At 68.6% G+C, this 22,242-nt stretch carries 27 protein-coding genes and 1 tRNA gene; 13 read left to right on the top strand and 15 right to left on the bottom strand.

The features are described from left to right. Positions 1–5: 5 nt before the first annotated feature. The 4 genes from E8A12_RS18845 to E8A12_RS18830 all read right to left on the bottom strand — a co-directional run bounded on the left by E8A12_RS18845 (position 6) and on the right by E8A12_RS18830 (position 4,628). Complete coding sequence (locus E8A12_RS18845; RefSeq protein ID WP_293371661.1) at positions 6–1,214, bottom strand: threonine ammonia-lyase; 1,209 nt, start codon at positions 1,212–1,214, stop codon at positions 6–8. A gap of 81 nt (positions 1,215–1,295) precedes the next feature. Beyond that, positions 1,296–2,357, bottom strand: a complete 1,062-nt coding sequence (locus tag E8A12_RS18840) for a sugar phosphate nucleotidyltransferase (protein ID WP_293371659.1) — start codon at positions 2,355–2,357, stop codon at positions 1,296–1,298. Further along, positions 2,354–2,770, bottom strand: coding sequence for a GFA family protein (locus E8A12_RS18835; RefSeq protein WP_293371657.1), 417 nt, complete (start codon positions 2,768–2,770; stop codon positions 2,354–2,356). Before E8A12_RS18835 ends, E8A12_RS18840 begins: the two co-directional genes overlap by 4 nt. Positions 2,771–2,798: 28 nt before the next feature. Continuing rightward, positions 2,799–4,628, bottom strand: coding sequence for a dipeptide ABC transporter ATP-binding protein (locus tag E8A12_RS18830; RefSeq protein WP_293371655.1), 1,830 nt, complete (start codon positions 4,626–4,628; stop codon positions 2,799–2,801). Positions 4,629–4,722: 94 nt separating this feature from the next. On the opposite strand from E8A12_RS18830, the gene E8A12_RS18825 reads away from it, so the two are divergent. Beyond that, the gene (locus tag E8A12_RS18825; protein ID WP_293371653.1) at positions 4,723–5,259 is read left to right on the top strand and encodes an HAD family hydrolase; all 537 of its coding nucleotides are present in this window, start codon (positions 4,723–4,725) and stop codon (positions 5,257–5,259) included. On the opposite strand, the gene E8A12_RS18820 is transcribed toward E8A12_RS18825, so the two are convergent. Together E8A12_RS18820 and E8A12_RS18815 are read right to left on the bottom strand one after the other, a co-directional pair. Beyond that, the gene (locus E8A12_RS18820; RefSeq protein ID WP_293371651.1) at positions 5,256–6,881 is read right to left on the bottom strand and encodes a cisplatin damage response ATP-dependent DNA ligase; all 1,626 of its coding nucleotides are present in this window, start codon (positions 6,879–6,881) and stop codon (positions 5,256–5,258) included. The two genes, E8A12_RS18825 and E8A12_RS18820, sit on opposite strands and share 4 nt — an antisense overlap. Continuing rightward, positions 6,882–7,892, bottom strand: coding sequence for a ligase-associated DNA damage response exonuclease (locus E8A12_RS18815; protein WP_293371649.1), 1,011 nt, complete (start codon positions 7,890–7,892; stop codon positions 6,882–6,884). An 84-nt stretch (positions 7,893–7,976) separates the two neighbouring features. Here E8A12_RS18815 and E8A12_RS18810 point away from each other — a divergent pair, with 84 nt between their 5' ends. Both E8A12_RS18810 and E8A12_RS18805 read left to right on the top strand, forming a co-directional pair. Continuing rightward, the gene (locus E8A12_RS18810) at positions 7,977–8,417 is read left to right on the top strand and encodes a PaaI family thioesterase (RefSeq protein WP_293371647.1); all 441 of its coding nucleotides are present in this window, start codon (positions 7,977–7,979) and stop codon (positions 8,415–8,417) included. After that, positions 8,414–8,833, top strand: coding sequence for a PaaI family thioesterase (locus E8A12_RS18805; RefSeq protein ID WP_293371645.1), 420 nt, complete (start codon positions 8,414–8,416; stop codon positions 8,831–8,833). Before E8A12_RS18810 ends, E8A12_RS18805 begins: the two co-directional genes overlap by 4 nt. Here E8A12_RS18805 and phnD read toward each other — a convergent pair. Both phnD and E8A12_RS18795 read right to left on the bottom strand, forming a co-directional pair. After that, positions 8,830–9,837: a phosphate/phosphite/phosphonate ABC transporter substrate-binding protein gene (gene phnD / locus E8A12_RS18800; protein ID WP_293371643.1), complete on the bottom strand. Its 1,008-nt coding sequence runs from the start codon at positions 9,835–9,837 to the stop codon at positions 8,830–8,832. The two genes, E8A12_RS18805 and phnD, sit on opposite strands and share 4 nt — an antisense overlap. A 44-nt stretch (positions 9,838–9,881) precedes the next feature. Further along, positions 9,882–10,868, bottom strand: a complete 987-nt coding sequence (locus tag E8A12_RS18795) for a complex I NDUFA9 subunit family protein (RefSeq protein ID WP_293371641.1) — start codon at positions 10,866–10,868, stop codon at positions 9,882–9,884. A gap of 125 nt (positions 10,869–10,993) precedes the next feature. Between E8A12_RS18795 and E8A12_RS18790 the strand changes: the two genes are divergently transcribed. From E8A12_RS18790 to lptB, 5 genes are all read left to right on the top strand, one after another. After that, a tRNA-Leu gene (locus tag E8A12_RS18790) sits at positions 10,994–11,080 on the top strand. 120 nt (positions 11,081–11,200) lie between these two features. Continuing rightward, positions 11,201–11,827 (top strand): ribonuclease D, encoded by a 627-nt coding sequence (locus E8A12_RS18785; RefSeq protein WP_293371639.1) that lies wholly within the window; start codon positions 11,201–11,203, stop codon positions 11,825–11,827. Positions 11,828–11,841: 14 nt separating this feature from the next. After that, positions 11,842–12,480: an LPS export ABC transporter periplasmic protein LptC gene (gene lptC, locus E8A12_RS18780; protein WP_293371638.1), complete on the top strand. Its 639-nt coding sequence runs from the start codon at positions 11,842–11,844 to the stop codon at positions 12,478–12,480. 11 nt (positions 12,481–12,491) lie between these two features. Continuing rightward, entirely contained in the window at positions 12,492–13,175 is a 684-nt protein-coding gene (locus tag E8A12_RS18775) for an LptA/OstA family protein (RefSeq protein ID WP_293371637.1), read from the top strand. Between the two features lie 30 nt (positions 13,176–13,205). Then, positions 13,206–13,958: an LPS export ABC transporter ATP-binding protein gene (gene lptB / locus E8A12_RS18770; RefSeq protein ID WP_293371679.1), complete on the top strand. Its 753-nt coding sequence runs from the start codon at positions 13,206–13,208 to the stop codon at positions 13,956–13,958. 5 nt (positions 13,959–13,963) lie between these two features. Here the strand turns inward: lptB and E8A12_RS18765 are convergent, their stop codons facing one another. After that, complete coding sequence (locus tag E8A12_RS18765) at positions 13,964–14,689, bottom strand: YafY family protein (protein WP_293371636.1); 726 nt, start codon at positions 14,687–14,689, stop codon at positions 13,964–13,966. Positions 14,690–14,845: 156 nt separating this feature from the next. Here E8A12_RS18765 and rpoN point away from each other — a divergent pair, with 156 nt between their 5' ends. The 3 genes from rpoN to E8A12_RS18750 all read left to right on the top strand — a co-directional run bounded on the left by rpoN (position 14,846) and on the right by E8A12_RS18750 (position 17,663). Further along, positions 14,846–16,348 (top strand): RNA polymerase factor sigma-54, encoded by a 1,503-nt coding sequence (gene rpoN / locus E8A12_RS18760; protein WP_293371635.1) that lies wholly within the window; start codon positions 14,846–14,848, stop codon positions 16,346–16,348. Positions 16,349–16,480: 132 nt separating this feature from the next. After that, positions 16,481–17,101 carry a ribosome-associated translation inhibitor RaiA gene (gene raiA / locus E8A12_RS18755; RefSeq protein WP_293371634.1) on the top strand — a complete coding sequence of 207 codons (621 nt, stop codon included), beginning with the start codon at positions 16,481–16,483 and terminating at the stop codon, positions 17,099–17,101. An 82-nt stretch (positions 17,102–17,183) separates the two neighbouring features. Beyond that, positions 17,184–17,663, top strand: a complete 480-nt coding sequence (locus tag E8A12_RS18750) for a PTS sugar transporter subunit IIA (protein WP_293371633.1) — start codon at positions 17,184–17,186, stop codon at positions 17,661–17,663. 8 nt (positions 17,664–17,671) lie between these two features. Here E8A12_RS18750 and E8A12_RS18745 read toward each other — a convergent pair whose 3' ends face one another. The 4 genes from E8A12_RS18745 to E8A12_RS18730 form a co-directional block, all read right to left on the bottom strand. Beyond that, positions 17,672–17,941 carry a DUF1150 domain-containing protein gene (locus E8A12_RS18745; RefSeq protein ID WP_293371677.1) on the bottom strand — a complete coding sequence of 90 codons (270 nt, stop codon included), beginning with the start codon at positions 17,939–17,941 and terminating at the stop codon, positions 17,672–17,674. A 98-nt stretch (positions 17,942–18,039) separates the two neighbouring features. After that, positions 18,040–18,462, bottom strand: a complete 423-nt coding sequence (locus E8A12_RS18740; RefSeq protein WP_293371632.1) for an Hsp20 family protein — start codon at positions 18,460–18,462, stop codon at positions 18,040–18,042. 89 nt (positions 18,463–18,551) lie between these two features. After that, complete coding sequence (locus E8A12_RS18735; RefSeq protein ID WP_293371631.1) at positions 18,552–19,244, bottom strand: PEPxxWA-CTERM sorting domain-containing protein; 693 nt, start codon at positions 19,242–19,244, stop codon at positions 18,552–18,554. 149 nt (positions 19,245–19,393) lie between these two features. Further along, positions 19,394–19,927: a hypothetical protein gene (locus tag E8A12_RS18730; protein ID WP_293371630.1), complete on the bottom strand. Its 534-nt coding sequence runs from the start codon at positions 19,925–19,927 to the stop codon at positions 19,394–19,396. A 312-nt stretch (positions 19,928–20,239) separates the two neighbouring features. Here E8A12_RS18730 and E8A12_RS18725 point away from each other — a divergent pair, with 312 nt between their 5' ends. Then, complete coding sequence (locus E8A12_RS18725) at positions 20,240–20,659, top strand: helix-turn-helix transcriptional regulator (protein ID WP_293371629.1); 420 nt, start codon at positions 20,240–20,242, stop codon at positions 20,657–20,659. A gap of 16 nt (positions 20,660–20,675) precedes the next feature. On the opposite strand, the gene E8A12_RS18720 is transcribed toward E8A12_RS18725, so the two are convergent. Together E8A12_RS18720 and E8A12_RS18715 are read right to left on the bottom strand one after the other, a co-directional pair. Continuing rightward, positions 20,676–21,515 carry an NmrA family NAD(P)-binding protein gene (locus tag E8A12_RS18720; protein ID WP_293371628.1) on the bottom strand — a complete coding sequence of 280 codons (840 nt, stop codon included), beginning with the start codon at positions 21,513–21,515 and terminating at the stop codon, positions 20,676–20,678. Beyond that, on the bottom strand, positions 21,512–21,967 hold the full coding sequence (locus tag E8A12_RS18715; protein ID WP_293371627.1) for a nuclear transport factor 2 family protein: 456 nt from the start codon (positions 21,965–21,967) through the stop codon (positions 21,512–21,514). Before E8A12_RS18715 ends, E8A12_RS18720 begins: the two co-directional genes overlap by 4 nt. Before the next feature lie 17 nt (positions 21,968–21,984). On the opposite strand from E8A12_RS18715, the gene E8A12_RS22815 reads away from it, so the two are divergent. Continuing rightward, the coding region (locus E8A12_RS22815; RefSeq protein ID WP_363212466.1) for a helix-turn-helix domain-containing protein at positions 21,985–22,242 on the top strand (258 nt) is incomplete at its 3' end.

The following is a 22,242-nucleotide window of genomic DNA, read 5'->3' as shown; positions in this document are numbered from 1 at the left end:
CCTCTTCAGACAGCGCGCGGCGGGTAGCCCGCCTCACGCAGGGCGTCCATGATTTCCTGGGTGTGCTGGGCGTCGCGGGTCTCGATCAATATGTCGAACTCCGCGCCCTTGGCCGGCACGTCCAGCGCGAGGCGGTTGTGCGCCACCTCGATGATGTTTGCGCCCATCCGCCCGATGATCGCCGAAACTGTGCCCAACAGGCCCGGCCGGTCGTCGCCGATGATCCGTAGGCTGACGATGCGTTGTTCACGGACCAGCTCGCGGGTCAGGACCGAGGCCAGGAGGCGCGTGTCGATGTTGCCGCCGGTGATCACCAGCCCGCAGCTCTTGCCCCGGAACCGCTCGGGGTAAGCCAGCAGCGCGGCCAGCGATGCTGCGCCCGCGCCCTCGGTCACCGTCTTCTCCACATTGCAGTAAAGCGCCACGGCGCGCTCGAAGAACGGCTCCTCGATCAGCAGCACCTCGTCCACCAGCGGACGGACCACCGAATAGCTGAGATCGCCCACCTGCTTGACGGCGATGCCCTCGGCGATGGTCGCCCCACCGGTGGTCACCCCGGCGTTGACGCCGCGCATCTTGGCGGTGAACGAGGGGTACATGGCCGGCTCGACGCCGACGATCCGGATGTCCGGCTTCACGTGCTTGGCCGCCGTCGCCATGCCGGCGATCAGCCCGCCGCCGCCGATCGGGATCGGCAGGATCTCCAGGTCCGGGGCGTCTTCCAGCATCTCCAGCGCCACCGTGCCCTGGCCGGCCATCACGTCGAGGTCGTTGAACGGGTGCACGAACACCAGGTCGCGCTCGTCGCGCAGCTTCATGGCGAAGGCGAAGGCCTCGTCATAGCCTTCGCCATCGATCACCACCACGGCGCCATGGGCTCGGGTCTGCTGCACCTTCACGAAGGGCGTCGCCTTGGGCATGACGATGGTCACCGGGATGCCCAGGCGCGCGGCGTGATAAGCTAGGCCCTGGCTGTGGTTGCCGGCCGAGGCGGCGATCACGCCGCGCTTCTTCTCGGCCTCGGTGAGCTGCAGGAGCTTGTTCAGCGCCCCGCGCTCCTTGTAGGCGGCGGTGAACTGCAGGTTCTCGAACTTTACCCACACGTCCGCCCCGGTGATCTCAGACAACGTCCGCGACCGTCGGCACGGAGTGCGCTCAATATGACCCTGCAGCCGATCCTTGGCTGCGAGGATGTCATCGAAGGCGAGGGTCATGGCGGGCCGGAGGCTGGAGGACGCGGGGGCGTAAAAAGGGGCGCAACCTAACGGCGCACCGCCCCTGCTGCAATGCAGCAGCTAGAGCAGGTCCGTTCGCCCCGCCGCCTTGACCGCCTGCACTGCCGCCCGGACCGCGCCGGGCGCATCGCGACGCGTGACCAGGACGACGCCGTTCTCGACGACCACGGCCAGGTCTTCCACACCCGCCAACACCACGACCGGGCCGTCTGAGATCGCCAGGTTGTCCCTGGTGTCGACCGCGATTACCGGCCCCTGCAACACGTCGCCGGCGGGTGTCCTGGCGCCCTCGGCCCACAGGGCGCCGTAGGCGCCCACGTCACTCCAGCCGATGTCAGCGGAGACCACCATCGCCTTGTCGGTATTCTCGAAGATGGCCACGTCGACGGCGACGGCCGGGGACCGCACGAAGGCCTCGCCCAGGCGCACCGCGCCGCCCTCTCGCGGCGCCTCTGCGACCGCGGCCCGTGCGGCGGCGGCGAGTTCGGGGGCCAGGCGCGCCATCTCGGCCAGGAAGATGTCGGGCCGGAACAGGAAGATCCCGGCGTTCCAGCTGTAGGCCGGGTCGGCGATATAGCGCTCGGCCGTCGCCAGGTCGGGCTTCTCCACGAAGGCGGCGACCTTGCGCACGACACCGTCCCCGACTTCGGCTCGGATATAGCCGTAGCCGGTCTCAGGCGACGTTGGCGTGATGCCGAAGATCACCAGGGCTCCCGCCTCCGCCGCGGCCGTTCCCGCCGCCACGGCCGCGCGCAATGCGGCAGGGTCCGTGATCTTCGCATCGGCATGGACCATCAGCACCAGATCGCAGCCGTCCGCTGAAGCGACCTCGGCGGCCACGGCGGCGGCCGGTCCGGTGTTGCGGCCCTGCGGCTCCAGAATCAGCGCGGCGGGCGTGACCCCGACTTCAGCCAGCTGCGTCCGCACCAGATCGGCGTGGGCGGCGCTGCAGATCACCATCGGCGGCGCGTAGGCCTCCGTCGTGAAGCGCAGCGCGGTATCCTGGATGAGCGTCCGCTCGCCGCCCAGCGCGTGAAACTGCTTGGGCTTGGCCTGGGTCGACAGGGGCCAGAGCCGCGTGCCGGCGCCGCCGGACATCAGGACAGGGGTGATCTTGCTCACGGCGCCTCGTCGAACTGCGGGGCGTCATCGCCGATGATCACCCAGCCCGGCTTGGAGCCGACATGGATGTGGCCCGAGAGGCTCAACGGTGGGTCGCCGTCGAGCCCGCCCGCGGGGACCCACATGGGGTCGCCCTGCGGTGTCGGCTGCGGCGCCGGCGATCCGCAATGCTGGCGGAATACCGTGCTCCAGCCGGAGGGCAGGGCGAAGGTCTGCCGCTCATCCTCGCCCGCGAGCCAGGCGAAGCGCTCATTGCGCACCGCCAGCACGGCGATGGAGCCGGCCCCGGAGACCTTGCGGCACTGGGAGCAGTGGCACATGCCGACCGGCGGCAACCGCTCGCGGAGGCCGTAGCGGACGGCGCCGCAAAGGCATTCGCCCACGGCGGCGAATTCTGAAGCCGGCTCGCTCATTCGCCCTCCATCGCTCACCGGCGGCTCTTTAGGCCGCTTCGCCCGGGGCGTCGAACTCTGCGACGAGGTGGCCGGGCGCGACTTCACGCAGCTGCGGCGGCAGGATCGGAGCGTTGGGGTCGAGCGGCAGGCGCGAGGGCAGGAAGCGCAACGCCGCGCGCGGATCCATGGGGCTTGGCGGCTCGCCGGCCAGCTTCACCCGGCGGCGCGTGCGTTCGATGGCCGGATCGGGGATCGGGGCGGCGGACAGCAAGGCTTTTGTGTACGGGTGCTGGGCGGCCCGATAGATTCGCTCGCGGTCGGCGGTCTCCACGACCCGGCCCAGATAGAGCACCAGCACCCGGTGGCTGATCTCGCGCACCACCGCCAAGTCGTGGCTGATGAAGATCATCGACAGCCCCATATCCTTCTGCAGCTGGATCAAGAGGTCGATGATCTGGGCGCGGATCGAGACGTCGAGTGCTGAGACCGCCTCGTCGCAGATCACCAGCCGGGGCTTCAGGATCATGGCGCGGGCGATCCCCACCCGCTGGTTCTGGCCGCCGGAAAGCTCGTGCGGATAGCGGTTGATCAGCCCGGGATCGAGCTCGACTCTGGCCATCATCGCCGCGACCTCGGCGTCCCGCTCGGCGCGGCTCATATCGGTGCGGAACACCTCCAGCGGTTCGGCGATGGACGAGCCGATGGTCGCGCGCGGATCGAGGCTGGCCAGGGGGTCCTGGAAGACGATCTGCAGGTCCCTGCGCGCCGCGCGCATCGCCTCACGGTCCGCGCGCGTGATGTTCCGGCCCAGCAGGGTCACCGTCCCCTCCGTCGCCGGCAGCAGGTTCAGCACCGCCCGCGCCAGGGTCGACTTGCCAGAGCCGCTCTCGCCGACCACGCCCAGGGTCTCGCCCTGCCGCACCTGGAATGAGACTCCGTCCACGGCCCGCAGCGTCTTCGCGCCCCCGAACAGCCCGTGGCGGATGGGGAACCAGACCTTGACGTCGCGGCCCTCGACGATCACCGGCGCCTCGGCGGCCACCGGCGCCAGGACCGGGCGCCCGCCGCGGCCCTCCCGATCCAGCCGCGGGATCGCGTCCAGCAGGGCCCGCGTGTACTCGGTCGCCGGCGTCCGGAAGACCTGCTCGGCCGTCCCCGCCTCCACGTAGGCCCCGTCCTTCATCACGCAGACCCGGTCGGCGAGGCGGGCGATGACCCCCATGTCGTGGGTGATCAGCACCATGGCGGTCCCAGTTTCGCGGCCGAGTTCGGCCATCAGGTCGAGGATCTCCGCCTGCACGGTCACATCCAGGGCCGTGGTCGGCTCGTCGGCGATCAGGAGCTCCGGACCTCCGGCCATGGCCGCGGCGATCATCACCCGCTGGCGCATGCCGCCGGAAAGCTCGTGCGGATATTGCCGAAGTCGCGCCTGCGCGTCGGAAATCTGCACTTTTTCCAGCCAAAGCCGGGCGCGCGCCACCGCGTCGCGGTCCGACAAGCCCAGGTGCAGGCGTAAGGGCTCGGCGATCTGCTCGCCGATCCGCACGTGCGGGGTCAGCGCCGTCAGCGGGTCCTGGAAGATCATGGTCATCTTCGAGCCGCGGACGCGGTTCAACTCACGGGCCTTGAGGCCCAGGAGCTCTTGGCCCAGGAACTTCGCCGAGCCCGACGCGCGGCCGTTGCGGGCCAGCAGCCCCATCACCGCCATGAAGGTCTGGCTCTTGCCCGAGCCGCTTTCGCCGACCACGCCCAAGGTCTCGCCGCGCGCGATCGCCAGGGACACGCCCCGCACCGCGTTCACCGCCCCGTCGTGGGTGTCGAAGTCCACGCGCAGGTCGGTCAGTGTGAGGACGGCAGGCGGCGGGGATGGGGGCAAACGGGCGCCTCGGGGAGCTTGGTTTCCGACCTTAGACAGCCGCCCGGCCTTTTTGAAATCGCCGCGCCACACCGAGCGCCGCTATAGTGCCCCCGTGCCCGAAAGCCCGTCATCCCAACCGCCGCGACCGGCGCTGTTCCTCGACCGCGACGGGGTGCTGAACGAAGACCACGGCTACGTCTCCCGCTGGGAGGATTTCCGCTGGATCCCCGGCGCGCGCGAGGCGGTCGCGGCCTTCAACCGCGCCGGCTGGCTGGTGATCGTGGTGACCAATCAGTCCGGCGTCGGCCGCGGCTTCTATACCGAGGACGCCGTCCGGGTCCTGCACGCCAGGATGGCCGAAGACTTGGCCACCGTCGGCGCCCACATCGACGCCTTCTACTACGCGCCGCAGCACCCGGAGGCGCCGGTGGACGCCTACCGCCACCCCGACCCGCCGCTGCGCAAGCCCAACCCCGGCATGATCCTGCAGGCGCTGGCGGACTGGCCCATCGACCGCGACGCCTCCCTGCTGATCGGCGACAAGCCCTCGGACCTGGAGGCGGCGTTGCGGGCCGGGATTAAGGGCGTGCTGTTCGAAGGCGGCGACCTGCGCCAGTTCCTGGCCGATGAGGCGTTGCTGCCGACCTAGCGCCCCTCCATCCGCGCCAGCATACGTTCCAGGGTCGCGAGCTCATCCGCCTCGCCGGGCGGCTTGTCCCAACGGATGCGGTTGATCCTGGGGAACCGCATGGCGACGCCGCTCTTGTGCCGCGTCGAGCGTTGCAGCCCCTCGAACGCCACCTCGAACACCAGGCCGTGGTGCGGCTCGGCCCTAACTGACCGCACCGGCCCGAACCGCTCGATGGTGTTGTCGCGGACGTATTTGTCGATCTGCTTCAGCTCCTCGTCGGTGAAGCCGAAATAGGCCTTGCCCACGGGGGTCAGGACGCGCGCGCCGCCATCGCCGTCCGTCCAGATCCCAAAGGTGTAGTCGGAATAGAAGCTCGACCGCTTGCCGTGGCCGCGCTGGGCGTACATCAGCACCGCGTCGATCAGCAGGGGATCGCGCTTCCACTTGAACCACGGCCCCTTCGGACGCCCCGCCTCGTAGATCGAATCCCACCGCTTCAGCATCAGCCCCTCGGCGATCTGGGGATCGCCCGCCGGCGGATCGGCGCGCAAGGCCGCGATCTCCGCCCAGGTTTCGAACGGCTGGACCGGCGACAGGTCGATGCGCGGACTGGCTTCCTTCGCCACGAAGGCCTCCAGGCGCTTGCGGCGCTCTGCGAAGGGCAGGACCCGTGTATCCTCGTCGCCTTCGGCCAGCAGGTCGTAGGCGCGGATGGCGGCGGGGAAATTGGCCAGGGCCTTGGCGTCGACGGTCTTGCGGTTCAGCCGCTGCTGCAGGTCGGCGAAGCTGGCGACCTTGCCGTCGCGCATGACCAGTAGTTCGCCGTCGATCGCGCCCTCGGCGTCCAGCGCGCCGACCACGTCGGGGAAGCTCTTGGAGATGTCGTCGCCGGTGCGGGTGTAGAGCCGACGCACCCCGCGCTCGTTGACGGCCTGCACCCGGATGCCGTCCCACTTCCACTCGGCGGCGTAATCGGCCGGGTCGAGCTTGGCGAAATCCACCGCCTCGTCGATCGCCTGGGCCAGCATGGCGGGGCGGAAGCGGCCGGGGTTCTCCGACGACGGCCGTTCGCCGCGGCCCTCCAGCCAGGCGAACAGGTCCTCGTAAGGCGCATGCAGCGCGTGCCACAGCTCCTCGATCTCGGCGGCCGGCACAGGTTCGGCGCCCATAACCGCCGCCGCCCGCTTGGCCAGCCGCGCGGTCAGGCCGACGCGCAAGCCGCCGGTCATCAGTTTCAACAGAGCCCAGCGCCCGGTGGGCTGCAGGGCGTCCAGCCAGCCCTCGATCAGCGTCTGCACCTCGGCACGGCTCGCGCCGCGCAGGGCGTCGACCACCTCCGACAGCTCCGGCTCGCGGTTGGCGCCGGGCCGGGCCGGCCAGACCAGGGCCACGGTCTCGGCCAGGTCGCCCACATAGTCGTAGGACCACCAGAAGAGCTGCGGGTCCATCCGCGCTTCCACGGCCCTTCGGATGAACGCGGGCTTGGCCGCGTCGAATCTGAGGTCCCCGGTCAGCGCCGCCAGCGCCCAGCCCCGCTCCGGGTCCGGCGTGACCCGCAGATAGTCTCGCACCAAGGTCAGCTTGGCGTTGCGCGACGCCGTCAGCGAGAGCCGGTCGAGGAGTTCGGCGAAGGCGCGCACCTATCCGTCGTCCTCTTCCTCGTACCCCACCAGCGCCAGGGCCCGCGCCGGCACGCCATGCATCTCCGCCCAGCGCGCCAGGGCCTCCTCCCGCCCATGGGTGATCCACAACTCCCCTGGCCGAAGCTCGTCCACAGTGGCGGTGAGCTCGTCCCAGTCGGCATGGTCTGAGATCACCAGGGGCAGCTCGACGCCGCGCTGGCGGGCCCGGGCGCGGACCTGCATCCAGCCCGAGGCAAACGCGGTCACCGGGTCGGGGAAGCGGCGGCTCCAGCGGTCCTGGGTGGCCGAGGGCGGGGCGATGATGATCTGGCCGGCGAAGTCGTCCTTCTTGCCGCCGGTGGCCGGCGCCAGCGGCCCCAGATCGATCCCGTGGCGCTCATAGAGCGCGTTCAGCCGCTCCAGCGCCCCATGCACATAGATCGGCGCGTCCCAGCCGGCTTCCCGCAGCAGGCGGATGGTCCGCTGGGCCTTGCCGAGCGCATAGGCGCCCACCAGGTGGCTGCGCTCCGGGAACTGCGCCACCGAGCGTAGCAGTCGGGCGATCTCCTCGCGATCGTCCGGATGGCGGAACACCGGCAGGCCGAAGGTGGCCTCGGAGATGAACACGTCGCAGGGCACAGGCTCGAATGCCGGGCACGTCGGGTCGCGCCTGCGCTTGTAGTCGCCGCTCACCACCATGGTCAGGCCCTTCCAGCGCACCACCGCCTGGGCCGAGCCCAGCACGTGGCCCGCCGGAACCAGCGTCACCTCCACGTCGTCGCGCGCCACCGCCTCGCCATAGGCCGCGGCCTGCGTCGTTCCCGCGAACTCCAGCCCATAGCGCTCGGCCATGATATTCAGGGTCTCACGCGTGGCCAGCACCGCGCCATGGCCGGCCCGCGCGTGGTCGGCATGGCCATGGGTGATCACCGCGCGCGCCACCGGCCGCGTCGGGTCGATGTAGAAGTCCCCGGGCGCGCAATAGAGGCCCTCGGGCTTCGGGCAGAGCAGGTCCTGCGGTCGGATCATCGCGTTTCAATGTAGTGCGCGGCGTAAGGCTCCGCTCAAGAGCCCGATTGACCGGCGGCGGCCCCGGTCCTACCGCCTTGGTCCATGAGCGACGTCCCCGAGGCCTTCCGCGAGATCGCCGAGCGCATGGTGCAGGTGACACCCCAGGCCGCCGCGCTCGGCATGCGGTTCGTCTCCGTCTCGCCCGCCCGCGGCTCGCTCGATGTCCCCTGGCGCGAGGACCTGGTGGGTGACCCCGACACCGGCGTCATCGCCGGCGGGGTGGTGACCACGCTGCTCGACCACACCTGTGGCCTGGCCATGGCCGCCGCCGCCGGGACCGAGCCCTTTTCCACCGCCACCCTCGACCTGCGCATTGACTACATGCGCGCCGCCGCGCCGCGGACCGGCGTCGTCTGCGAGGCGCACTGTTACAAGATTACCCGTTCCATCGGCTTCGTCCGGGCCGAGGCCTGGGACGTCGACCGCTCGGACCTGGTCGCCACCGCGCAGGCGGCCTTCATCCTCAACCGGCCGAACCCATGACGAGCCCCGCCGAGCAGCTGCAGGCCTTTATGCAGCGGGTGCCCTACATCCGGTTCCTCGGCATGCAGGCCGAACTGGCGGGTGACGAGATGACCGCCATCCTGCCGCCCTCGCAGCGCCTGATCGGCAACACCTTCATACCGGCCCTGCACGGCGGCGTGATCGGCGCTTTCCTGGAGATGACCGCGCTGGCGCAGCTCTCGGTCGCGGAGCCGGCGCGGCGGCTGCCCAAGACCATCGACGTGACCATTGAATATCTCCGCCCCGGACGCGGGGGGCTGACGTCCTACGCCCGCGCCGACCTGCGCAAGGTCGGCCGCCGCATCGCCAACGTCCACGTCGAAGCCTGGCAGGACGACCGCGATAAGCCCTTCGCGGCGCTGCGCGGGCATTTCCTGCTGAGCTCGGACAGCTAGCCCTTCGGCGCCGCCGCCATCTCCTTGTGGACCTGGTCCAGCATCGCCTGGGCCTTGGTCATGGCCTCCTGGTCACCCGCGGCCTTGGCCTGGACCAGCATGCCGGTCGCCTCCATCTCGCGCACAGGCAACAGGTGGGTGTTGTCGGCGTGCCTGAAGGGGCCAGTCTGGATGCGCTCCAGGACGGCCCGCTGGCGCTTGGCCTCGTCGGTGTCGCCGACGCCGTAGCTGAAGATGAAGTCGGCGACCTTCTTCTTGATCGCCGGATCGAGGTCGGCGCGCCAGACCATCGGATCCTCCGGAATGGTCGGCGAGGTCCAAATCACCTGCAGGGCGTCCAGCGCCTTCTTAGACTGGTCGGTGTTGATGGCCGCCAGCCGGTCCATTGAGCGCGTGTTGTCGGTCGCCGCCGGCAGCACGCCGGAGGCCACGGCGTAGAGATTGGCCTCGGCGCTGGCCGAGCGCACCGTCTTGAAGCACTTCACCGGATCTATGCCGCGCGGCCCAAACAGGTAGGTGTTGGGCGCCAGCGTCCCGGAGGTCGATTTCGCGTCGCCCATGCCGAAGTCCATCGTCTGCCCGCAGGCGAGCAGCTTATCGAGCGTGATCCCCGAGCCCTTTTTGACGATGATCACCCCTTGATAGCCGTCGTGGCCGTTGGGGTGGGTGGTGCGGGCGAAGACCTCGCCGCCGGCCCGGCGCACCGCCTCCAGCCCCGACTGGTTGGTGAACCAGCCCAGGTCCGACTGCTTGAAGCGCATGGCCTCGATCAGGGCTGAATAGTTCGAGCCGAAGAACGGCTTCACCTTCAACCCCGTCGCCGTCTCCATGTCCTTCAGGAACGGCCCCCATTCCTGCATCTGCGTCTGGGTGGCCTCGGTGGAGACGATCGAGAAGATGAGAGGCTTGTCGGCGTCGGCCTTCGGCGCGGGCTTGGAACAGCCGGCGAGGGCCAGGACGGCCCCAAGGGCGGCGATTTGCGGGATGAGGCGGCGCGTTATCATGCGCCCGAGCATAGCCCAGCTTCATGTCAGCTGGGCAACCGGCGCTAGACGGCGGCGAGTTCTCGGTCTTCCTGGTCGGCGTACTGGCCGCCCTTGCGGTAGCGGTAGAGGTACTCCGGCAGCACCGCTTCCAGGGTCGTGGGCGTGATGCCGAGGTCCGCCAGGCCCGGGAATGCCCCGCTGACCACATTGTCGGTCTTCAGGAGCGGCACCTGGTCGGAGGTGATCGGCGGCTTGATCAGCCCGTCGCCGATCAGGCCCAGCGACAGGTCGCCCACCGAGCCCAGGAGGTTGGCCACCGGCCAGGGCACCGGCAGCAGCAGGCGATGCTTGCCGATCTCGGCCAGCATCAGCTCCATCAGCTCGCGGAAGCTGTAGGCCGCCGGGCCGCCCAGCTCATAGGTTTGGCCGGGCGCGTCGGGCGACGCCGTCAGGATCGCCAGGGCCTTGCCCACGTCGCCCACGAACACCGGCTGGAAGCGGGTGTGGCCGCCGCCGACCAGCGGCAGCACCGGGCTGATCTGCGCCATGGCGGCGAAGCGGTTGAAGAAATCGTCCTCGGGCCCGAACACCACCGACGGACGCACGATGACCGGGTCCCGATAGACCGCGCGCACCGCGGCTTCGCCCTCGGCCTTGGTGCGGGCGTACTTGGACTCGGAGTTGGCGTCGGCGCCGAGCGCCGACATCTGCACGAAGCGCCCGACGCCCTCGGCCTTGGCCGCCTCGGCGACGTTCTTGGCGCCCATGACGTGCAGGGCCGTGAAGCCCTGGCGGCCGGTCTCATACGCCACCGCCACCAGGTTCACCGCGGCCTGCGCGCCCACCAGCGCGCGACGCAGCGAGGCGGGGTTGCGGACATTGGCCTGGACGATGTCGATCTGGCCAACGTCGCCGTGCAGCCGCATGGCGTAGGCCTTGGCCGGATTGCGCACGGCGACCCGGATGCGCCAGCCGGCCTTGGCGAGCTGGCGCACGGCCTGCGCGCCGATGAAGCCGGATCCGCCGAAGACGGTGACGAGGTTCTGCATGAGGGATGCGGATAGACGATGCTGCGCCCTGCTGCAATCCGCCGCCGGCCCTGGCGTTCACGGGGCCGTTGACCGCCGCAGGTCGGGGCTTTAAGGAAGCCGGCTCGCGCGATCCGACGGATCGGGCCCAGGTGGCGGAATTGGTAGACGCGCTGGCTTCAGGTGCCAGTGGCTTAACGGCCGTGAAGGTTCGAGTCCTTTCCTGGGCACCATCGTCTAGAATGGCAGCGCCCTTCCAGGGCGCCACCGTTCGGTGGTGGTGATTATGGCGCCCCTTACCCAGGCGCCTCCCGGCTCTCTATATGGAGGGCTGGACGATAGGCGGAGCGCTTGTGAAGAAGGCAGCCACATTCCTGCATCGGGGCGACCTGCCGGCCGGCGCGCTGGCCGGCGCGACCGTTGTCGCCATCGACTCCGAGACCATGGGCCTTCGCCTGGGCCGCGACCCGCTCTGCGTGGTTCAGCTCTCCGACGGAAACGGCGAGGCCCATGTGGTGCAGCTCGACCGCGCCGCCTACGACGCGCCGAACCTGAAACGTTTGCTCACCGATCCTTCGGTTTTGAAACTCTTCCACTTCGGTCGCTTTGATATCGCCATGTTCTGGTTGCATCTGGGCGTGGTGACCGCGCCCGTATACTGCACCAAGATCGCGTCGAAGCTTGCGCGCACCTACACCGACCGCCATGGCCTGAAGGACGTCACCAAGGAACTCCTCGGTGTCGACCTCTCCAAGGCCCAGCAGAGCTCGGACTGGGGCCAGGGCCAACTCAGCGACGATCAGGTCGCCTACGCCGCCTCCGACGTCCTGCACCTGCATGCGCTGCGCGAGCGCCTCGACGAGATGCTGGTCCGGGAGGGCCGCGACGGCCTGGCCCGCGCCTGTTTCGCCTTCCTGCCGCACCGCGCCCAGCTGGACGTGGCCGGCTGGGAAGACACAGACATCTTCGCCCACAGCTGATCCCAATCCGGACCATGAGCGCGATCACCGATATCCCCGTGCCAGGAACGCCGCCCGGCGCAGCGTCGCGGCGGATCTCGATCCAGCGCTGGCGCCAGCGCTCGCGGCTGATCCACGGGCTTCGGGTGGTCCTGCCGACGTTTATCGCGGTGATCATCGTCGGGCTGGCCGGCGCGGTGGCCTATAACGCCATCACCTCGCACCGCACGCCGCCCAAGGATTCCAGCGCCCCGATCCGGCTGGTGAACCCGCACTTCGTGGGACGCGACTCCAAGGGCAAGCCCTTCCTGCTGACCTCGATCACCGCGACCCGCGATCCGCAGAACTACCAGCGCGTCTTCCTCGACCGCCCGACGCTCACCCTGGACACCGACGGCCCCGATCCGACGCACATCACCAGCGGCGCCGGCATCTACCACGAGGACACCGGCAAGCTGGAGGTCAGCAAGGGCGTGCGCATGTCCGGCGCCCGTGGGGCCTTTGACACAGACTCCTCGCTATTTGACACCAAGACCCAAGAATTGGTCGGCACAGTCGATATTCAGGGGTTAGGGATCAATGGACAAATTCAGGCGAAGTCCTATGGCGTCTATGACAATGGCGCGCGCATGGTGTTCACCGGCGATATCCGATCGCGCCTGCAACCGAAGTGAGGCTGAGGGAAGTGAAACTGAGCCTGGCGAAGATTAGCCTAACCGCCCTGGCGCTCACGGCGGCGGTCCTGGCGGTCCACCCCGCGGCGGCCCAGCCTGCAGCTCCCGCGGCGGCCCAGCCGGCGGCGAAGACCCCGGCGGTGAAAAGCGACCCAAAGGCGCCGGTCGACATCACCGCCGATCAGCTGGAAATCCACAACAACGACTGCGAGTACGTCTACACCGGGTCGGCCGAAGCCCTGCAGGACAACTCGCGCCTGCGTTCCGACATCCTGATCGGCCACCTGGAGAAGGTGGCCAAGCCGAAGGGCGTCGCCGCCAGCGCGAAGGGCGACAGCAGCAACGCCTGCGGCGACCTGGTCAGCGTCGAGGCGAAGGGCAACGTCTATTACGTCGCCGCCGACGGCCGGCGGGTGCACGGCGACAACGGCATCTACGACGCGGCCAGCACGACGATCACCATCACCGGCGACGTCAGCGCCGTGGACGCCAGCAACAACGTCATGCGCGGCACCAAGATGGTCTACAACACCCAGACCGGCGAGGGGCACGTCGAGGGCGGGGACAAGGGCCCGAGCGCCAAGAACCGGCCCCGCGGGGTGTTCTATCCGAAGAACAACCAGACCGGCGCCCAGGCCGACAACGCGTCGGGTCAGGACCAGCCGGCGCCGAAGAAAAAGAAGGCCGCTCAGTGAGTGGCGTCCGGGGCAGGTGAAGGGGTGAAGATCGAACGATTCGATACGGCTCCCGGCGTCGCCGGCGAAGGCCTCGTCGTCGACAATATCGGCAAGTCGTTCCGCGGCCGGCCGGTGGTCAAGGGCGTCAGCCTGCGCTTGGCGCGTGGCGAGGTCGTGGGCCTTCTGGGCCCCAACGGCGCCGGCAAGACCACCTGCTTCTACATGATCACCGGTCTGATCGCCGCCGACTACGGCGCGATCTACCTCGACGGCGAGAACATCACCGCCCAGCCCATGTATCAGCGCGCACGCATGGGCGTGGGCTACCTGCCGCAGGAAACCTCGATCTTCCGCGGCATGAGCGTCGGCGAGAATGTCATGGCGGTGGTCGAGCTGCGCGAACGCGACAGGAAACGCGCGCGGACCCTGGTCACCGAGCTCCTGGAAGAGCTGCATATCGAGCACCTTCGCAACGCCCCGGCCATCTCGCTGTCGGGGGGTGAGCGGCGGCGCGTCGAGATCGCCCGCGCGCTCGCCTCGGACCCCTCCTTCATGCTGCTGGACGAGCCCTTCGCCGGCATCGACCCCCTGGCCATCACCGACATCCGCGAGGTGATCGCCTATCTGAAGCGCCGCGGCATCGGCATTCTGATCACCGACCACAATGTCCGCGAAACGCTGGACATCATCGACCGCGCCTCGATCATCCACGCCGGCGAGGTGCTGTTCGAAGGTGCGCCGAGCGAGATCGTCGACGACCCCGAAGTCCGCCGGGTCTACCTGGGCGACACCTTCGGCTGAGGGCTCTAGGGCGGCGCGCCCGGCCGCCCGGGCCAGTTCATCTCGCCCATCTTCTCGCTCATCGCCTTGCGGTAGCGCGCGCGCAGCACGGCAGGGCGCTCGGGATAGCGTTCTTCCAGGAAGTCGGCGTCCTTCACCCGGTCGGTGCGGAAACTCCTGAAGTCGGTGCGCAGCTCGCACCAGGTGATGATCAGCCGCACCGTCTCGTGATAGCCAACCGCGAAGGGCCAGACGGTCCGCTGGCTGACGCGCTCCTGCTCGTCGCTGTAGTGAAGGGTGATCTTGCGCCCGCTGCGGATCGCCTGGCGCACCTGGGCCATGTCGAGGCCGTCCGGGGCGACGTTCCATCGCACGGCGGCCCGCGCCGAGGGCTCGAGCGCAAAGGGCCGCAGGCGTTCGGGCACCGCTGCGCCGATCTTGGCGATCAGGTCCTGGGCGGCGCGGGCCAGCGCCGGGTCGCCGCGGCCCATGACCCATTGAGCGCCCAGCACCGCAGCCTCGATCTCGTCCGGCGTCAGCATTAGCGGCGGCAGGTCGAAGCCGCCGTCCAACACATAGCCGACGCCCGCCTCGCCGCGGATCGGGACCCGCTGGCCCATCAGGTCGGCGATGTCGCGGTAGATGGTGCGCTTGGAGGTCTCCAGCTCCGCCGCCATGGCGTCGGCGGTCACCGGCCGCCGCGTCCGGCGCAGCACCTGGATGATCTGGAACAGCCGGTCCGCGCGCCGCATCGGTGAAGTCCATCCCGCCAAGATGCTGACAGAGTGTGGCAGGCGCGCGCCGTCACGCCAACTGGTGACGATCCTTCGCGGCATTAACCAATCGGTGGCGATCCGCTGGCTAAGGTTGAAGCAAGAAACAGGCCAGCGGTCCGAGAGGGGGCTATTTTGGCGCTCAGCGCGCGACTTGAGATTCGGCAGGGCCAGGGTCTGGTCATCACACCGCAGCTGCAGCAGGCGATTAAGCTGCTGCAATTGTCGAATCTTGAGCTCGACGCCTATGTCGACGCCGAGCTTGAGAAGAATCCGCTCCTGCAGCGCGACGAACGCGACGCCGAACCGGACGCCGAGGCGCCCCTCGAAGCGGCCGCCGACTATTCCGCCGACAGCATCGGCGACGCCGACGCCCGCGCCGAACTCGACGCCGCCCGCGACGAGAGCTCGCCCGGCGAACAGGTCACCGGCGACGCGGATCATCCCATGGGCGCCGCCGACGCCGGCGCCTCCATCGACTGGTCGAAGGCCAATCGTGGCGGGTCCTTCGAAGGCGACGGCGAGGGCCTGGAAGGCGCGCTCACCCACGAGAAGTCGCTGCAGGAATTCCTCCACGAGCAGCTCGCTGCGGCGGGCTTGAAAGGCGCCGAGGCCGCTGCCGCCCTGGTGCTCATCGACGCCGTGGACGAGGGCGGCTACCTGCGCGCCGACCTCAGCGAGGTCGCAGAGCGCCTCGGCTGCGCCGAAGCGATGCTGGAGCGCGTGTTGAGCGTCATCCAGGGCTTCGAGCCCGTGGGGGTCTGCGCCCGCGACGTGGCGGAATGCCTGGCGATCCAGCTCAGGGACAAGAACCGCTACGACCCGGCCATGGCCGCGCTGCTCGAAAACCTGCCCCTGCTCGCCAAGCGCGACATGGCCGCGCTCAAGCGCGCCTGCGGCGTCGACGACGAGGATCTGCGCGAGATGGTGGCCGAACTGCGGGCGCTGACGCCGCGCCCGGGCGCGGCGTTCGGCGGCGAGCCGGCCCAGACCGTGGTCCCCGACGTCTACGTCCGAGAGGGTCTTGGGGGCCTTTGGCTCGTCGAATTGAACTCCGAGACCCTGCCGCGCCTGCTGGTGGACCAGCGCTACCACGCCCGGGTCTCGGCCTCGGCGCGCACCGACCAGGAGAAGACCTTCGTCACCGACTGCCTGGCCCAGGCCAGCTGGTTGGTGAAGAGCCTCGACCAGCGGGCCAAGACCATCCTCAAGGTCTCGTCGGAGATCGTCCGCCAGCAGGACGGCTTCCTGGCCTATGGCGTCGAGCACCTGCGCCCGCTGAACCTGAAGACCGTGGCCGACGCCATCGGCATGCACGAGAGCACGGTCAGCCGGGTGACCTCCAACAAGTACCTGGCCACCCCGCGCGGCGTCTTCGAGATGAAATTCTTCTTCACCTCGGCGATCCAGGCGACCGAGGGCGGCGACGCCCACTCGGCCGAGAGCGTGCGCCACAAGATTAAGCAGCTCATCGACACCGAATCCACCGAGCGCGACGTCCACTCTGACGACACCATCGTCGACATCCTCAAGAAGGCAGGCGTCGACATCGCCCGGCGCACCGTCGCCAAGTACCGCGAGGCCATGCGCATACCGTCCTCCGTGGAGCGCCGCCGGCGGCTGAAGGAGACGGCCTGATCCAAGACCAGGGCAATGCCTTTGGGGGAGAATGTGAAGGAACCGTCCTCTCCCTCTTGGCGTCGCCGCCGAGATACGAAATCACCGCCAGTTTGATTGACACCTTCGCGGACCCGGCGCGTTGATCTTCACATGCAAGTCCAAGTCACCGGCAAACACGTTGACGTCGGCGAGGCTCTGCGTACGCGGGTCTCCGACGAACTCTCCTCCAGCATCGGCAAATACTTCGACCGCGACGGCGGGGGCGCCGACGTGGTGGTCAGCCGCGAGGGCCATGCCTTCAAGGTCGACTGCGCCGTCACCCTGGCGTCTGGGCGCCAGCTGACTACGCAGGGCCTGGGCGGCGACGCCCACCTGGCCTTCGACGCGGCGATCCTGAAGCTCACGAAGCGCATCCGACGCTACAAGAACCGCCTGAAGGACCACCACCCGCAGGCGCTGGCCCGCCAGGCGGAGACGGCGGCCTATTACGTCCTGCAGGCGTCCGACGACGGCCCGGACGAGGAGGACTACGACGGCCAGCCCGCGGCCTTCCCCGAACCGATGATCATCGCCGAGACCGAGACGCCGATCGGCACCATGACCGTTTCCATGGCGGTGCTGGAACTCGACCTGACCGAATCTCAAACAATCGTGTTTCGAAATGCTGCGCATGGCGGTTTGTCGGTGGTATATCGCCGCCCCGACGGCAACATCGGCTGGATCGACCCCGCACGAACCAAGGCGAACGGGGCGGGAGCCAACGAGGCCTAGGCGCGTTTCGATCCTTCGTCTGGGACGCGGTTCGTCAGGGGGACGGGCGGCACATCAATGCGAGATTCTTGAAGTAGAGACCATGCAGATCGGCGAACTTCTCGATCGCAGCGCGATCTCCCTGCGCGTGAGCGCCTCCGACAAGCGCAAGGCCCTGGCGGTGATCGCTGAGATCGCCGCGCGCAACTTCGGCCTCGACGCCGGCCATGTGCTGGACGCGCTTTCCGAGCGCGAGTTGGCGGGGTCGACCGGCGTCGGCCACGGCGTGGCGGCGCCGCACGCCCGCGTCGAGGGCCTGACGCGCATCCGCGGCGTCTTCGTGCGCCTGGAGCACGCGGTGGACTTCGATTCCGTGGACGATCAGCCGGTGGACCTGATCTTCGCCCTCTTCGCGCCGAAGGAAGCCTCCGGCGTCGAGCACCTCCGCGCGCTGGCCCGCGTCAGCCGCATCCTGCGCCAGGCAGACCTGCGCCAGCAGCTGCGCCAAGCGCGCACCGCCGACGCCATCCACGCCCTGCTGGCGCAAGACCCGGCCCAGGCGCCCAAGTCGTCGGCGGCTTAGATTCTAGGTTAGTGCACCGAAACCGGCGCCAGTTCGTGCGCCAGGGCGGCGGCGACGGCGCTGTCGCGGTCGGTCAGCACGGCCAGGCGCTCGCCATCGGCGCGGTGCACCGCATAGAGCGTCTGATCGGGCTCGAGGTGGAATCCCTGCACCTGGGCCGACGGGACGCTGGCCAGGATCTCGGCCGCGCTCACCGGGCGCACATAGACCAGGTTCGGGCCGCCCAGTGCGGCGAAAGCTTCAATCGTTAAAACGGGCGTCATCATGACCACCTCCATAAAACTCAACGCGTCGAACGGTCGCCGGTTCAGCCGGCCGTTCTGAACTCAAGACCCCGGACATCCGGCTGTCTCTTTGGGAACACACAGTCATTGCTTCAGCTCCGCGCGCGGATGGGCACACGGACGACCCGTTTTTCAGGTTCGGGCCGGCTCAGATCTATGTGCAGGAGGCCGTGTTCGAGGCTGGCCTCTTCCACGACCATGCCGTCGGCCAGGACGAAGCTTCGGATGAAACCGCGCGCGGCGATGCCGCGATGCAGGTAGGCGTCCTCGGGCCGCGCGGCGGTGTCGTCGCGGCGGCCGGCGATCGTCAGCTGCCGGTCCTCGACGCTCACCTCCAGCTGGTCGGGCGAAAAGCCCGCAACGGCCAGGGTGATGCGGATCCCGCCGTCCCCGCGATCTTCCACATTGTATGGGGGATAGCTCTCCGCGGCCGCTTTCGCGGCGCGCTCGACGAGACTGCGGGTGTGCTCGAAGCCCAATAGGAACGGGCTGTCGAAGAGTACCGACCTGTTCATCCAAAGAGTCCTTGTCGAAAGCGACTCTCCGGCCGGTCCGCCCGCAAGCGGCGCGGTCCGACCGGACAAGGACTCAGGTGGTGATCGGCCTAGGCGATTGCAATGTGCGGCGCGCGCCGCTTACGGCTGCGGAGTATGCCGCCGACGCCAGCGAACCCGCCGATCATCAGCGCCCAGGCGCCCGGCTCGGGCACGCCGCCGGCCACATCGGCGAAGGCGACGCTGAAGTTGCTGACGCTGCCGGTATCGTCGGAGCCGGAAAAGTCGAATTGGTTAGGCGTGGGGGGAGGCGGGTCCGAATTCAGGTCGAAGGTCTGACGGCCGCCGCCGCCGCCACCACCACCGCCGCCACCACCGCTGGTGCTGCCGTTGAGGCTGGACATCACCTGCCAGAATGACGTGCCGGTCGACACGAAGGTCTGGCCGTCGTCGCCGCCGAGCTTGAGCCAGGCCCCCGTCAGGTTCGTCGGATCAAGCATCCCGCCGAAGGACATGAGCTGCTTGGCGTTGAGCGAAACCTGCCCAAAGCTCGTGGTGAATGTGAAACTGACGAAATTCGCCGACGTGAGCGCCTGCCCCGGCGTGAAGTTCTGCAGCACGACTTCGCCCACGCCCATGCCCACGCAACCGGTGCAGGTGCCGACGAAGTCGTAGATGACGGTGGAGGCCGCCGCTGGGGTTGCGGCGCTGGCTAGGGCGATGCCGGACCCCAGGCACAAGGCCAACGTCACGGCAGTCAAACGGCGTTTGGCAGTCGCTTGCGCGCTCGAAAAAGTCGTCATGTCCAGTCCCCGGACAGCCCACCGGAGGATTCCGGCTCTTAACCTACTATAAACCACCGCAATCCAAAGTTGAAGACAGTATTTGAACCTACGACTTAGGTCCTAGTCTTCGCCTCTTAGGCGTATTTGACTTCGCCTCTTAGGCGTATTCACTTCGTCTGAAAGGCGATCTCAGGCGAGTCAAAGTAACCACGTCCATCGGCTGATATGACGCGCACCACCACAACGTGCGCTCCAACGGAAAGGTTCCCGGCCGGAAGGGTGGTGGTGAATCCCACGTTCACCAGGGCGGGGGTCTTGAAGTAATTCGCCACGTCCTGACGCGCCGCGCCGTAGCGCGTGCCGTAGGTCTTGCCGTCCACCACAACATCGACCCCCTTGGCCGGAAGCTTCGCCACCGGATCGAAGCCGAAGCCGTCCAGCTGCAAGGGCGCGTCCGCCGCGGTCACCGCCGGGGGTCGGCCGCGCGGGTCGACGGCCTGGCCCACGTGGTCGAGGAAAAAGCCCGGCGGCTCCGAGCGACGGGTCAGCCCCACCGACAGCCCCGCGGTGGGCGCCGCCGGCTCCGCGGCCGCGGGCGTCAGCGCCATGGGGTCCGGCGGCGGATGCCGCGGCTTGCCCTGCTCGCAGGCGCTGAGCGCCAGCGCGGCCATCGCAGCGGCGGTCGAAATCAGGCGTGTCATGTGGCGATCCCCAGGCTTCGGTCGTCCATGCATAGGGTGTCGCCCGCCGCCGCGCCTAGAGCCCGCAGGTCGCCTGAGAGGATCTCGCCGCCTGCCATCCAAAGGATAGAGCGCTGAAAACACGCCATAAATCGGACCAAAATCCGAGGACTAAGGACGTAGCTTCCGGGTCCGCGCAGGCCCGCGTCTGACCCGGTTTGGCGTTCCCTGCGACAATCCGCGCCCCCAAACCGCCGCGCAACCCTCGCGCGCTGGCACAGCTGTTGCGCACGTCCTGGATGAAACATCCCATTTCAGTACGGTGGCCCACGCATGACCCAGACGATCTCCCGCAATTTCCCGGACACTCTCGACGTCGCCATCGGCGCCTCGATCCGCCTTCGCCGGCGGCAGGCCGGGATCTCCCAGGACATGCTCGCGGAGAAGTGCGGCGTCAGTTTCCAGCAGGTGCAGAAGTACGAGAACGGCGCGAACCGGGTCTCCTTTTCGCGCCTGGTCCAGATCGCCCATGCCCTGGGCCTGCGGGTCTCCGAGCTAGTGGGCGACATCGACGAGGCTGCGGGCCTGAGCCCGGCCGAGGCGACCATGCTCACCGACCTGGGGGTCGTCGGCGCCACCGATCTGCTGCGCGATTTCGCAGGCCTCAGCCCCGCCCTGCGCGGCCGGGTCCGCGACCTGGTGCGCGAGATCGCCGAGAGCCAGCGCGAGCGTCTGGCGACCGACGCCGCCTGACCCCTGCGGGGCTCGGTCAGACCGCGGCCTGGGCTCGTTTCCAGACGTCGGCGTTGGCGGCGGCAAATGCCTGGAAGGTCATCGGAGACCCGCCGGTCAAGGTCCTGAAGCCCTCCGCCGTCCGATCCTGCCAGCCGCCAGCGATGGTCTGATAGGCCGCCGCCAGGAACGTCGCAGTCCCTTCGGGCAGACCGCGACTGACAAATCTTTCGGCCATCGCCGCCGTCGAAATCTGCGTGTGCAAGATCGGACGGCCACAGGCCTGGCTGATCAACTCGGCGACGCGATCATAGGAGATCGACTCGACGCCGGTGAGGGTAAGTTCGCTGTTGAGGGCGGCAGGCGCCGTCAGCGCCGCAAACGCCGCGCGGGCGATATCGACCGTGCTGATGAACGGGACGCGCCCTGTCCCGGTGTTGGAATAGATGGTGTCCTCATCGCGGATCGAGGCGAGGTTGAGCCCCTCGCTGAAGTTCTGCATGAAGGCGGACGGGCACAGGACGGCCCAGTCTTCGCTGTTGTCCTTCAGCCATTGATGCACCTGTCCGGAGCCCGGGCCGCCGGCGGGAAGGGACGCCATGCTCAGCAGGACAAAGCGGTGGACGCCCTTGCGCATCGCCGACTCCAGGAATGCCGCCATTCGCGAAGGGGCATCGTCCACGGCGGGCGGGACCACGAGGTAGACCGACGCGACCCCCTCCAGCGCCGCATCCCAGGTCTTGGCCTGGGACCAGTCGAACCGCGGCGCCCCGCCGCGCGAGGCGGTGCGATAGGCCACCCCGCTCTCCGCAAGGAGCGAGACCAGGCTCCTCCCCGTCTTGCCGGTCGCGCCCGTCACCAGCACCAGGCCGCTCATGCGATCGCCGGCCCATTGAGGATGAAGGCGTCGACCACCGCGCAGCCGAGTTGCGCCTTCAGGCCCTGGATCGGGTTCCAGTAGTCCTTGAAGTGCACGATCTTGCCGCCGCGCGCGCGGATCACCGAGATGTAGCGCTGCTCGTAGGGCTCGCCGGTCCTGACGGAGCGTCCATGGCCGTCGAACTCCAGGATCACCACTTCGGGGTCGGTAGTTTCGTGCGTCACGAGGTTGCTTGCGGAATCGACGCTCACGTCCGCGCCGACCTTCATCAGGTGGGCCAGCACCGCGGCGCGGCCCTCCACCCGGGTCGGCATTCCCGGGCGGGCGTAGGGGAACTCCATCACGAAGTCCTCGGACATCATGTCGATGAAGCTCTTCGTCGCGGGGTCGATCCGGTCGCCCAGGGCGCCCACCAACATGTCGACCACGGTTGGCTTGGTGTCGGTCACAGGTTAAGTCTCCATCGATGGAACAGGATCGTCTCGACGGGATAGATCAGTCATCGACGGAACGCAACCGTTCCGTCGTGACGGATGGAGTCGCGGCGAACGCCACGCGCCTCAGCGGCGCGGCCGTGAAACGGCCGCAGATCACCGACGCCCTGGCCCGGAGGTTCTTCGAGGAATGGGCGCGCGTCGGCTATTCGGCGCTCAGCCTCGACGCCGTGGCCCGCAAGGCCGGGGTGGGAAAGGCCGCGCTCTATCGTCGCTGGCGCTCCAAGGCC

This window comes from Phenylobacterium sp., from assembly GCF_004799395.1.
Classification (GTDB): domain Bacteria; phylum Pseudomonadota; class Alphaproteobacteria; order Caulobacterales; family Caulobacteraceae; genus Phenylobacterium.
The sequence above is the reverse complement of the archived record's forward strand: the minus strand, read 5'-3'. Positions and strand labels throughout refer to the sequence as shown.

Bases quoted from the DNA above. Each gene is read 5' to 3' on its own strand.
- E8A12_RS18810 (WP_293371647.1), top strand. From the start codon at position 7,977: ATGAGCGACGTCCCCGAGGCCTTCCGCGAGATCGCCGAGCGCATGGTG.
- E8A12_RS18740 (WP_293371632.1), bottom strand. From the start codon at position 18,462: ATGAACAGGTCGGTACTCTTCGACAGCCCGTTCCTATTGGGCTTCGAG.
- E8A12_RS18750 (WP_293371633.1), top strand. From the start codon at position 17,184: ATGCAGATCGGCGAACTTCTCGATCGCAGCGCGATCTCCCTGCGCGTG.
- E8A12_RS18745 (WP_293371677.1), bottom strand. From the start codon at position 17,941: ATGGAGGTGGTCATGATGACGCCCGTTTTAACGATTGAAGCTTTCGCC.
- phnD (WP_293371643.1), bottom strand. From the start codon at position 9,837: ATGATAACGCGCCGCCTCATCCCGCAAATCGCCGCCCTTGGGGCCGTC.
- E8A12_RS18720 (WP_293371628.1), bottom strand. From the start codon at position 21,515: ATGAGCGGCCTGGTGCTGGTGACGGGCGCGACCGGCAAGACGGGGAGG.
- E8A12_RS18765 (WP_293371636.1), bottom strand. From the start codon at position 14,689: ATGCGGCGCGCGGACCGGCTGTTCCAGATCATCCAGGTGCTGCGCCGG.
- E8A12_RS18805 (WP_293371645.1), top strand. From the start codon at position 8,414: ATGACGAGCCCCGCCGAGCAGCTGCAGGCCTTTATGCAGCGGGTGCCC.
- E8A12_RS18835 (WP_293371657.1), bottom strand. From the start codon at position 2,770: ATGAGCGAGCCGGCTTCAGAATTCGCCGCCGTGGGCGAATGCCTTTGC.
- lptC (WP_293371638.1), top strand. From the start codon at position 11,842: ATGAGCGCGATCACCGATATCCCCGTGCCAGGAACGCCGCCCGGCGCA.
- E8A12_RS18795 (WP_293371641.1), bottom strand. From the start codon at position 10,868: ATGCAGAACCTCGTCACCGTCTTCGGCGGATCCGGCTTCATCGGCGCG.
- E8A12_RS18725 (WP_293371629.1), top strand. From the start codon at position 20,240: ATGACCCAGACGATCTCCCGCAATTTCCCGGACACTCTCGACGTCGCC.
- E8A12_RS18735 (WP_293371631.1), bottom strand. From the start codon at position 19,244: ATGACGACTTTTTCGAGCGCGCAAGCGACTGCCAAACGCCGTTTGACT.
- E8A12_RS18730 (WP_293371630.1), bottom strand. From the start codon at position 19,927: ATGACACGCCTGATTTCGACCGCCGCTGCGATGGCCGCGCTGGCGCTC.
- raiA (WP_293371634.1), top strand. From the start codon at position 16,481: ATGCAAGTCCAAGTCACCGGCAAACACGTTGACGTCGGCGAGGCTCTG.
- E8A12_RS18815 (WP_293371649.1), bottom strand. From the start codon at position 7,892: ATGATCCGACCGCAGGACCTGCTCTGCCCGAAGCCCGAGGGCCTCTAT.
- E8A12_RS18845 (WP_293371661.1), bottom strand. From the start codon at position 1,214: ATGACCCTCGCCTTCGATGACATCCTCGCAGCCAAGGATCGGCTGCAG.